Raw genomic sequence first — 8,973 nt, forward strand, 5'->3', positions numbered from 1 at the left:
GTTGATGGTGGATGTGGCCGGGCGATACCGGCCCGAAACGACGTCTCGATCAGCGGCCGTCGTACCACGGCGGCGCGCCGAAGGCGTCGGAGTAGCACTCCGGGTGACACGGCTCCTTCCGGTTGTCGGGCCACGCCTGGTCGAGCGGGACCTGCTCCCCGCAGAGCCCGCACTCCGCGCTGTGACCGGCCTGGCGGGCGTCCGGCGAGAGGTCCTTCGTCTCGATGTACAGCTCGTGGAGCGCCCACGGCGTCAGTCGGACGCAGACGCGCTCGCGGTCGTCCGGATCCGCGGCTTCCGGGGTGAACGAGAGCACCCAATCGTCCCCGGGCTCCCCGTCCGTCGCGGGCCCGAGGGAGATCGTCTCCGCGAGGTCGTCGTTCACGTAGTGCCAGTCGGCGTCCCGAGCGATGTGGTAGTGCCCGTCGGGGCGCGGAGCCTCGGGATCGACGTTCTCGCTCATCTACGCGGACCCCTCCCGGAACCGTTCTATCGGGACATCGGAGATCTCGTCGTAGTCGTCGTCGCCGCCGACCAGGAGCGTCGCCTCGACGTCCTCGGCGGTCGCCAGCGCGAACGAATCGCCGAGCGCCGGGTTGTACTGGAGGACGTACTCGGAGGCCTCCCTCCAGGCGTCGCCGACGTCCACGGTCTCGATGCCGAGGTCGGTGAGCCAGTCGAGATACTCGTCGGCGGTGTCCCGGTCGTACTTCCGAGCGATGGTGTACCGGATCTCCGCGAGGTTCACGCAGCTGGTGTAGCCGGCCGCGTCCTCGACCGCGACCGCGTCGAGGTACCTCTCCACGACGTCGCTCCCGGGTTCATCATCGGCGTGCGCGATCAGCGGCTCGGCGTCGAAGACGACGCGGTCAGGGACCGCCATTACTTCCCCGTCGAGAACTGCGCCTCACGCTCCTCGCGGTCCTGCTCGCGCTTCTCGCGGAGGATGTCGGACGCGGGCCTGTCGGTGGAGGCCTCGCTGCGGGCGGCGAAACCGCGCATCTCGCTCGGCGAGCGGACCTGTTCGACGATCACCTCGCCGTCCTCGGTCTCCCGGAACAGCACCTTCCCGGGGGCCTCGATCCCAAGCTTCTCGCGGAACCGCTTCGGGATGGTCGCCTGCCCGTGCTTCGTGACGGCAACGATCTCCTTTTCAGAGTCATCCGGCTGTTCTGTTTTACTCATCGTTCATAGTCTTGGGCGCGTTCATAGGTAAGGCTTTCCCACCTTACCAAACGGTCGGACCCTTTCACCCCGTCAGATGTTTGGTAAGGTCATCCGCTCCCGGCGAGGGCCTACCGCCGGGAGCAGGGACCTCACGTCCCGACGCCGGGAACTCCGCTTCTCGACGTCAGGAACTCGGCGGGCCGCCCCTCTGCTTAACCAACATTCGACGGTACTCTTCCCGCTGGTGTTGGTTAAATTCGCGCGGAGGCGTCGTGACCTCCCCGAGACGCGATTTTAAGGTTAACCTTAATCTTAACCCGGCGGCGAGCCAGAGGCGGCGAACGAGATTCGTATAGCGGTGTGCAGTTTATAAGGGCGAGAAGTAGCCGCCGTCTGGCGGTTTTCACTCGAAACGCGGCGTGTGGGGCCACTTCCCTTTAGAGCGGTAAAGAGAAGTGGATACGGAGACAACGTCGCCGTCGGGTGAGCACGAAACGTGACCACGACACCGGACCCGCCTCCAGACGCCGCGATCAGCGACGTCGTCGGGCGGTACCTGGAGGCGAAGGCGAAGGGACAGGGCGGCGGCAACTACCGCGGGCTCGCTGCGGCGGCGCTCGAACGGTGGACCTCGTGGCTCGAACCCCGGGGAATCGACCGACTGGCCGGCCTCGACGACGGCGTGATGCGCGCCTACGCGCAGGATCTCCGCAGCGCCGTCCGTGACGGCGACCTCGCGGCCTCGACGGCGAACACCTACTACGCGACCGTCCGGGCGTGCCTCAGTTGGGCGGTCGAAGACGGGCTCCTCGTCGAGAACCCGGCCGCCGCTGCGCGAGCGACGAAGGAGCTCCCCGAGGACACCGCGGAACCCGACCGGCAGTTCTGGAGTCCCGACGACGTCCGGGCCCTGCTCGTGCACACCACCGAGCGCGTCGATGACGCACTCTCCGAGGGCGGGATCGAGGCGGCCGCCGTCCCGATCCGCGACCGGGCGCTCGTCTCGCTGCTCGCCTCGACCGGCGTGCGCGGCGCGGAGGTCTTCCGCGACGCCGACGACCACCGCGCTGGCCGCCAGGGCCTGCGGTGGGACCGCGTCGATCTCGACGGCGGGGCGATGCTCGTCCTCGGGAAGAACCAGAAGTGGGAGCACGCGCAGCTGCCCGACCAGGCGCGCGAGCACCTCCGCCGGCACCACGACGTCCAGGAGCCCGCCTCGGACGACTGGCCGGTGTTCCCGACCGCACACGCCCCCTCGCTGTACAGCGCGGTCCGCGAGCAGTTGGGGCAACGCGACTGGAGCGAGCACGCGATTGAAGAGCTCCTCGACGAGGACTCCGTCGACACAGTCCTCCGCGAGCACGACGTCGTCCCGCCGGCGATCACGGTCCGCGGGGCGCGGTCGCTGATGAAGCGCCTCTGCGAGCAGGCGGAGATCGACGTCGGCGGCGAGTACCTGAAGCCCCACGGGGCGCGGCGCGGTCTCGGCGATCTCCTCTACCGGGAGTCGGCCGAGCTCGCGCAGTCCGCCCTCCGCCACGAGTCGATCCGGACGACCCACGACGCCTACTCCCACATCGACGCCTCCGAAACCGCTGACGCCGTCGAGAACGTCCTCAGCGACGCGTGGGGGAGCGGAACCGCCGGCGACGATGAGGCCGAACGCCGGTGACCTGCCGTCTTAACCAACATTCGAAGGCGAGGCTAGCCGAGTGTTGGTTAAGAGCGGGGCCAGTGAGCCGTTCCTGTTCTGACTCACCCGGATGGGTGACTACGCTGTCCCGGATGGGTGTTCAGGACCTGCTCGTCGGACCGAAGCCGCCACCGACGGGTGTCGTCGGCGGGGGCGGGATGACTTAACCAACGTTCGACGGGGTAGAGATGTAACTGTTGGTTAAGTCTCGGGAGCGCCCGAGCAGCGCGCCGGCCGACGTCGGCGGGGATCTCGCGGGGAAGCCTCGGCTGAAGTACGAAAAGTGATGCGGGTGTGGTACGAAAACGCCCGTGAGGGCGGCTTCCCCTGCGTCGATCACCTGCGCTCGACGTCAGCGGCCGCGTACCGCCTCACTCGGAGAGGTGCTCGACGGTCTTCTCGGAGACGCCGATGAACCGCCACTCGTCGCCGATGGTGCGCGGCGGGGCGACTCCCGGCAGCTCGCTCAGTACCGGACGGCCCACGTCCCGGAACCACGCGTTCGCATCCGGGAACAGCCCCTGCTCCGGAGCGTTGTGGACGTGATCGTCGCGGTAGTAGCTCTTCAGCTCGTCCGGACTGGCGCTGCCGTGCTCTTCGAGATGGCGGTACATCTTTCCGAGCGGGATCCGACTCCGTCCCGTCTGTTGGGCGTTTGACCCCGGGACGTCGGCCGTGTTGAGCAGCTCGTCGAGGACGTCGTCCGAGAGGCTGGCCGTCTCCGACGGCGCGTCCGGCCAGTCGCGGCCGGACTCGTCGTAGCGCCAGGTGCCGCCTGAGCTCCGGCCAGGACCGACACCGGGGAGCCGGTGGAGCAGTCGCGTCGAAGCAGGGGCCTCCGACGGCGGGATCACGCCGGGGAGCTGCCGAAAGAGCGGATCGGCCGTCTGCTGCCACCAGTCGCCTCGCGTACCGTACACCGTCTGGAGACCATCCTGAGCAGCTGTCCAGCCGACTTCCTTCACGTCCTCACCGCCGGCGGAGCCCTGATCCTGGAGGTAGTACCACATCTCGCGGAAGGCGATCAGGTCCGATGCGCCTGCCGGGAGCTCGTCGTAGACCTCTCGAACGAGATCGAGGACGTTCTCCGGGTCGGTCCCTTCCCTGCGAGCGGCTTTACTCATCGGTCGGAGCCTCCCGGACTGCCTGGCGGAGCTGCTCGACGTCGTCGTAGTCCGCGGGATCGACGTCGTACGTCTCACGGAGGTACTCGCTGCTCGGCCCGTCGGCCGCGAGCGTGTCCGCCGCGGTCATGACCTCCTCGGCCATCTGCTCGGCCTCGGCGTCCACTTCCACACCGTCGTCGAGCGCGACGCCCGCCTGGTCGGCGAGCCGCTCGATCACGTCGGTGTACGACTCTCCCGGCGCTTTGATGTCTTTCAGCTGTTCTTTCAGGTCCTTCTCGACTGGAATTCTACGTTCTGCCATGTGTGTAGTCTGGTTTCGTTGATCGCTGACCTATCGCTCTCCGAGAACATCGCGGGAGGCGGGACCACGACCGGGCCGACCTGGCACGAGTCGGCCGCGGCCCGTGGACACCACCAGAACATGGATCCGAAGAACTCCAGTGGGGTGCTGGGCCTCGTCCGGCCCGCCCCCATTCGCGTCCTCGGAAAGCGAGAGGTGTTCATCCGTCGATACCGCACAGTGCTCTGCACCGGGGCGCGACTCCCGGGCGTCATCACGGATCCGGGCGACCTCGTGGCCGCCCTCGCTCAGAAGTAACCGCTACTCGCCGTCGCCGTCCTGGAAGACGTCCTCGACGTCGTGTACCTCGCCGTCGGGATCGACCAGTTCCGTCGTCGAGCGGATTCGGTGGAGGTACTCCTCCATCGAGATCTCGTCCTCGTCGAGGGCCCGGGCCCATTCCGTTTGGATCGTCACCTGAACACGCTCGCCCTGGTGCTCTTCCGGCGAATCCGGTGGGGCGAGTTGGGCCACGAGCCGGTCGATCCCGCCGTCCCAGCCGTGGGTTCGGAGTCCACCGTAGTACGACGCCGCGACCGTGGTGAGGTCTTCCAGCAACTGGTCTTCGTTGGGCGACGCCAGCTGAAGATCCATCGAGAGCTCACCGTCAGTGAACTCCGTCTCCAGGACCGCCGGGCCCCGCGCTTCAATGATCTTCTCGATGGCCGTCACGACCGCCTGTTGTCTTCGATTCATTGGCTACCCTGTGGAGTAGTGTGAACTGACTGTTTTAAGATGAGTTCGAGTTCACTCAGCGCTTCCCGAGCTGCGCTCTCCGTCACCTGTCGGATCTCCCGGGTGCGTTCCTCACTCCGCCCGCCCTCGAAGTGGTTCTCCTGATTCACGGTGACCTCTATCGTCGAGCCTGCGCCACTACCCGAGGCCGCACCAGCAGATCGAGGACGTCCACCCTGCCCGGGGACGGCGTCCGGGGCCAGTCCGACGCCGTTCTGAAGAGGTGTCTCCTCCAGCAGCCCGGTCAGCGTGCCCACGAGGAAGCTCTCTTCGCTCTGCGCGCCCTTCGCCAGCGTCCGGACCAACGCGGCTCCGGAGTCCGTGAGCGTCGAGAGCGGGCCCTCCTTCGCGTCGCTGAACGGCAGGACGTTCCGGACCTTCCCAGCGATGTCCTTCACTGCGTCCACCGGCGCGGAGGCCTTGTCTTTGATCCCCGAAACGATGGTCTCGACGAGGCTCTGACCGGCATCGAGCCAGCGCCGCCGGTCGGTCAGAATGTCCTTCGCCAGCAGCAGCGGCCCGAGAATCGGGATGGCGTACTTCGCAGGTCCGAGCGCGGCGAGCCCCTGAGTGATCAGATCGACGATGGATCGACCGGCATTCACCCAGAGATCGGGGTTCGTCAGCGCGGTCACTGCGCCGGTAATCCCCTTCACGAGCGCGGTACCGAGGATCCGGGCGAGCTCGTAGCCGATGCCGAGTAGCTGGCCGAAGATCGCCATCACTGTCCCGGCAGCGTCACCGAGCCAGCCCAGCGCTGCGGCGGCTTTGTCTCCCGCACCGAACAGGTCGGTCTTCATCACGCCAGCGAGGCCCAGGATAATCGCGGTGAGGCCGACGGCCAGCAGTCCGATGGGACCGAGCGCCGTCCAGAGCGCGCCGACGGCCGCGGTTGCGACGCCGACCGCGCCCGAGAAGACCCCCATCGCGCCCGCCCCTGAGAGACTGGCCGCGGCGCTCGCGCCGAGCGCGCTGACCGACGCCCAGAGGGCGGTCGTCTTCGCCGTCGTCGCCGCGATGAGTTGCCCGGTCGAGGCGGTCATCAACCACTGCGCCTTGCTGGCGGCGGTGACTGCGGCGCTGTGCGCCCACATCACTGCCGTCCCGGTCGTGGTGTTGGCGATCAGGCCAGCCTCCGCGAGGGCCGCCAGTTTCGCCTCCGTGTACATCGCGCCGAAGGCGATGGTCGCGGCCGCCGCTGCGCCCGTGAGTGCGACCAGCCCAACACCGAGACCACGAGCGAGCGTCTCGTTCTCGGAGATCGGATCAGCGACCGTCCGGAGTGCACCGACGAACGCAGTGACCGCGGGCTTCGTGCCCTGGAAGATCTCGTACCCGAGGACCTGAAGCGTCGAGCGGAGCTGCTGGATCTGACCCGAGAGCGTCTGCGTCTGCTTCTCGGCCAGCTCCGCAGCGGTCGTCACACCGCCGATCCCCTCCGCGATGTTCTCGACCGGCTGGTTCGTGTCCGCGATGTCGCTGGCGAGTGCCTGCGCGGCCTGATCAGTGAGCCCCAGACCGACCTGAAGGCGGGACGCGATCTCGGCGGTGGACTCACCCTGCTTCGAGAGCTCGCGGAGGTTCGTGATCAGCTCCTTCGTCCCGGTCTGGCCCGAGACGTCCATCCCGAGCGCCTGCGACACCCCCGAGAGTTCCTGCTCGTTCATCTCTGCGAGGTCACCGATGGCCCCCTGGATCTCGGCGCGGAGGTTGTCCTCAAGCTTCTGCTGCAACTTGTCCGTGTCCTCCATCAGCGGCAGCAGTGCCCGCGCACCCTCGCGCCCGACGAGCTGCTGAGCGAGAGCAATTCGCTCAGCCTGCGACCCGACGTCGTCCATCTCGGACGAGAGGGTGCCCAGGATGCTCGTCATGCTCTTCAGATCGCCCGACGAGTCGGTGAACGCCTGAGTCGAGAGCCCGAGTTTCTCCAGCGCCTTTTGGGTTTCACTACTGTTCCCGGTCAGGCGGGAGAGAACGGCGTTCAGCGACGTCCCGGCCTTCGAGGCTTCGAGGCCGGAGTCGGCCAGTGTCCCGACGGCAGCCACGGTCTCGGCAGCCGAGATCCCCGCGGAACTCGCGGTCGCCTGGACCTCGGTCAGCGCTTGTGAGAGCGACCGGATGTTCGTCGCACTTGAGGAGAAGGTCGCACCCATCGCCCCCACGATGGCGTTGGCCTGATCGGCCTCCATGTTGAAGGCGTTCAGCGACTGCGCGACGGTCTTCGCCGACTGCGAGGCGCTCATCCCCGAGGCGACGGCGAGTTCCGACGTCGCCGCCAGGGCGTTCATCGACTCCGAAGCGTCGAGGCCGGCGAACGAGAGGGCCTTCATCGCCTGCGCGCCCTGAGCCATCGTGACCGGGAGCTCGACGCCGACGCGCTTCACGGAGTCCCGCATCTCCTCCATCTGCTCGGTGGTCGCGTTCGACGTCGTCTGGATCGTCTGGAACTCGCGGTCCAGTTGACCGAACTGGCTCACGAGCAGCGCGATGGATCCACCGAACGCCGCGGTCGCGGCCCCCGCCGCCATGAACCCCGAGCGCATCATGCCGACGCGCTTCTCCAACTTCCCCATCGAGTCTGCAGCGTCATCACCCGCAGCCTCAGCGCTCCGCAGTTTGGGGGTGGCCCGATCATTAGCTGTCAGGACCGTGGCGATGTTCCGAACGTTCCCTTTAAACATCGACGCTCACCCCGTTGTGAGTGGGTTCGCCGCCGTCGGGATCGGCGTCGACGTCGTCTTCCGCTCGCTGGATGTACGCCCGCCAGGCCTCCGCGGGCTCGCTCCAGAGGTGCTCTGGAACGTAGCGCATCCACTCGGCCTCGGGCTCCTCGGGCGGCTCCTCCGTCTCCAGGTCGTCCAGGAGTCGCTCGATCTCCCGCTTCGACTTACGCGTCATCGTGACCAGCCTCCAGGCGGTCGTTCGGAACATCGAACGTGCGCGTCTCGCTCGACCACGTTCCGTCGGCACCGGGGCCTGCCCGGACTTCACGAGCCACTCCCACCGGGTCGCCGTCGGCATCAACAGCGGTGTGGCGAATGACGACGTCCAGCCCGGAGTCCTCGTCGGCGTGATCGGGCTCCAGGTCGTCGAGGGCGCGTTCCAGCTCCCGCTTCGAGCGCCGGATCATGCCGAGATCCCCCGACGCAGCGACTGCTCGAAGTCTTCCTCGGGCATCTCGAAGAGGTCGTACGTCGTCTGGATCATCAGCCGCGCCGCCAGGTCCTCACGGCCAGCGCACAGGTGCTCGGCGAACTCCTCCTGGCGGGCCGAATGCCGGAAGGAGAACGGGAAGATGAACACGGTGGCGATGAAGTGGTCGATCCGCGAGATGCGCCGGTCGGCGACGGCGTGACCCAACTGCGCGATCACCCGCAAGTCACTCCCGGGCCCGAGGCCGTACTCGTCGCGGAGCGCCGCGAAGAACGGCCCGTCGGGGAGCGGGAGCGGGCCCTGCGTCAGGTCGGTCTCGCGCTTCAGTTCGACGAGGTCGCGCACCACCTGGTACACGAACTCGCGCATCGGCTCGGTGTAGATCCGCTCGGGGATGAGCAGGTCGTCGGCGAGGTCGGGCCCGCCGGAGGCCTCGACCGCCAGCTGCTCGACGGCCTGCTCGGGGTCGGGAGCGAGGTCGAGCGTCTCGCTCATCTGGCAACCCCTCCTCCGTGGACGTCGTCGTGGTACGCTCGCAGGTTGTGCATGATCGCCCCGGGCAGGTCGCCGTCGTACTTCGCGGGGATCTCTGCGCCCTGGTCGCGCCAGGTGGCCACGACCGGGTGCGGTTCGCGGGTCGTCGATTCCTCCAGTTCTGCGAGTTGGCGTTCCAGCTCGCGCTTCGATTTTCGTGTCATCTTTCGTCTAAGTCCTCCTGTAGCTCTTCGAGTTCCTCGATGCGTTCAGTCAGCTCCTCC

General features: G+C 67.4%; 13 protein-coding genes. 2 read left to right on the forward strand and 11 right to left on the reverse strand.

Annotated features, from left to right (window positions below; all coding sequences use genetic code 11):
- Nucleotides 1-49 precede the first annotated feature (49 nt).
- The 3 genes from EPL03_RS19560 to EPL03_RS19570 are packed head-to-tail and all read right to left on the reverse strand — an operon-like array spanning nucleotide 50 to nucleotide 1,185.
- A complete protein-coding gene (locus EPL03_RS19560; protein ID WP_135830765.1) occupies nucleotides 50-463 on the reverse strand; it encodes a hypothetical protein in 414 nt (137 codons plus the stop codon).
- A complete protein-coding gene (locus tag EPL03_RS19565; protein ID WP_135830766.1) occupies nucleotides 464-883 on the reverse strand; it encodes a PIN domain-containing protein in 420 nt (139 codons plus the stop codon).
- On the reverse strand, nucleotides 883-1,185 hold the full coding sequence (locus EPL03_RS19570; protein ID WP_135830767.1) for an AbrB/MazE/SpoVT family DNA-binding domain-containing protein: 303 nt from the start codon (nucleotides 1,183-1,185) through the stop codon (nucleotides 883-885). Before EPL03_RS19570 ends, EPL03_RS19565 begins: the two co-directional genes overlap by 1 nt.
- A gap of 478 nt (nucleotides 1,186-1,663) precedes the next feature.
- On the opposite strand from EPL03_RS19570, the gene EPL03_RS19575 reads away from it, so the two are divergent.
- Nucleotides 1,664-2,839, forward strand: a complete 1,176-nt coding sequence (locus tag EPL03_RS19575; protein WP_244605314.1) for a tyrosine-type recombinase/integrase — start codon at nucleotides 1,664-1,666, stop codon at nucleotides 2,837-2,839.
- 392 nt (nucleotides 2,840-3,231) lie between these two features.
- On the opposite strand, the gene EPL03_RS19580 is transcribed toward EPL03_RS19575, so the two are convergent.
- Complete coding sequence (locus tag EPL03_RS19580) at nucleotides 3,232-3,984, reverse strand: hypothetical protein (protein ID WP_135830768.1); 753 nt, start codon at nucleotides 3,982-3,984, stop codon at nucleotides 3,232-3,234.
- Nucleotides 3,977-4,288 (reverse strand): antitoxin VapB family protein, encoded by a 312-nt coding sequence (locus tag EPL03_RS19585; RefSeq protein WP_135830769.1) that lies wholly within the window; start codon nucleotides 4,286-4,288, stop codon nucleotides 3,977-3,979. Before EPL03_RS19585 ends, EPL03_RS19580 begins: the two co-directional genes overlap by 8 nt.
- Before the next feature lie 120 nt (nucleotides 4,289-4,408).
- Between EPL03_RS19585 and EPL03_RS20240 the strand changes: the two genes are divergently transcribed.
- Nucleotides 4,409-4,585, forward strand: coding sequence for a hypothetical protein (locus tag EPL03_RS20240; protein WP_168216311.1), 177 nt, complete (start codon nucleotides 4,409-4,411; stop codon nucleotides 4,583-4,585).
- A gap of 3 nt (nucleotides 4,586-4,588) precedes the next feature.
- Here EPL03_RS20240 and EPL03_RS19590 read toward each other — a convergent pair whose 3' ends face one another.
- The 6 genes from EPL03_RS19590 to EPL03_RS19615 form a co-directional block, all read right to left on the reverse strand.
- Nucleotides 4,589-5,023, reverse strand: a complete 435-nt coding sequence (locus EPL03_RS19590; RefSeq protein WP_135830770.1) for a hypothetical protein — start codon at nucleotides 5,021-5,023, stop codon at nucleotides 4,589-4,591.
- Nucleotides 5,020-7,635, reverse strand: coding sequence for a phage tail tape measure protein (locus tag EPL03_RS19595; protein ID WP_168216312.1), 2,616 nt, complete (start codon nucleotides 7,633-7,635; stop codon nucleotides 5,020-5,022). The genes EPL03_RS19590 and EPL03_RS19595 overlap by 4 nt, the downstream gene beginning before the upstream one ends.
- A 100-nt stretch (nucleotides 7,636-7,735) precedes the next feature.
- The gene (locus EPL03_RS19600; protein WP_135830772.1) at nucleotides 7,736-7,960 is read right to left on the reverse strand and encodes a hypothetical protein; all 225 of its coding nucleotides are present in this window, start codon (nucleotides 7,958-7,960) and stop codon (nucleotides 7,736-7,738) included.
- The gene (locus EPL03_RS19605; RefSeq protein WP_135830773.1) at nucleotides 7,950-8,192 is read right to left on the reverse strand and encodes a hypothetical protein; all 243 of its coding nucleotides are present in this window, start codon (nucleotides 8,190-8,192) and stop codon (nucleotides 7,950-7,952) included. Before EPL03_RS19605 ends, EPL03_RS19600 begins: the two co-directional genes overlap by 11 nt.
- Nucleotides 8,189-8,710, reverse strand: a complete 522-nt coding sequence (locus EPL03_RS19610; protein WP_135830774.1) for a hypothetical protein — start codon at nucleotides 8,708-8,710, stop codon at nucleotides 8,189-8,191. The genes EPL03_RS19605 and EPL03_RS19610 overlap by 4 nt, the downstream gene beginning before the upstream one ends.
- Nucleotides 8,707-8,913, reverse strand: a complete 207-nt coding sequence (locus tag EPL03_RS19615; RefSeq protein ID WP_135830775.1) for a hypothetical protein — start codon at nucleotides 8,911-8,913, stop codon at nucleotides 8,707-8,709. The genes EPL03_RS19610 and EPL03_RS19615 overlap by 4 nt, the downstream gene beginning before the upstream one ends.
- Between the last annotated feature and the right edge of the window lie 60 nt (nucleotides 8,914-8,973).

Origin of the sequence: Halorussus halobius, from assembly GCF_004765805.1 — an archaeon.
Taxonomy (GTDB): Archaea; Halobacteriota; Halobacteria; order Halobacteriales; family Haladaptataceae; genus Halorussus; species Halorussus halobius.

What these genes read in the sequence shown, in the direction of transcription:
- EPL03_RS19605 (WP_135830773.1), bottom strand. Translation starts at nt 8,192, where the DNA reads ATGATCCGGCGCTCGAAGCGGGAGCTGGAACGCGCCCTCGACGACCTG.
- EPL03_RS19585 (WP_135830769.1), bottom strand. Translation starts at nt 4,288, where the DNA reads ATGGCAGAACGTAGAATTCCAGTCGAGAAGGACCTGAAAGAACAGCTG.
- EPL03_RS20240 (WP_168216311.1), top strand. Translation starts at nt 4,409, where the DNA reads ATGGATCCGAAGAACTCCAGTGGGGTGCTGGGCCTCGTCCGGCCCGCC.
- EPL03_RS19580 (WP_135830768.1), bottom strand. Translation starts at nt 3,984, where the DNA reads ATGAGTAAAGCCGCTCGCAGGGAAGGGACCGACCCGGAGAACGTCCTC.
- EPL03_RS19570 (WP_135830767.1), bottom strand. Translation starts at nt 1,185, where the DNA reads ATGAGTAAAACAGAACAGCCGGATGACTCTGAAAAGGAGATCGTTGCC.
- EPL03_RS19615 (WP_135830775.1), bottom strand. Translation starts at nt 8,913, where the DNA reads ATGACACGAAAATCGAAGCGCGAGCTGGAACGCCAACTCGCAGAACTG.
- EPL03_RS19565 (WP_135830766.1), bottom strand. Translation starts at nt 883, where the DNA reads ATGGCGGTCCCTGACCGCGTCGTCTTCGACGCCGAGCCGCTGATCGCG.
- EPL03_RS19600 (WP_135830772.1), bottom strand. Translation starts at nt 7,960, where the DNA reads ATGACGCGTAAGTCGAAGCGGGAGATCGAGCGACTCCTGGACGACCTG.
- EPL03_RS19610 (WP_135830774.1), bottom strand. Translation starts at nt 8,710, where the DNA reads ATGAGCGAGACGCTCGACCTCGCTCCCGACCCCGAGCAGGCCGTCGAG.
- EPL03_RS19560 (WP_135830765.1), bottom strand. Translation starts at nt 463, where the DNA reads ATGAGCGAGAACGTCGATCCCGAGGCTCCGCGCCCCGACGGGCACTAC.
- EPL03_RS19595 (WP_168216312.1), bottom strand. Translation starts at nt 7,635, where the DNA reads ATGGGGAAGTTGGAGAAGCGCGTCGGCATGATGCGCTCGGGGTTCATG.
- EPL03_RS19590 (WP_135830770.1), bottom strand. Translation starts at nt 5,023, where the DNA reads ATGAATCGAAGACAACAGGCGGTCGTGACGGCCATCGAGAAGATCATT.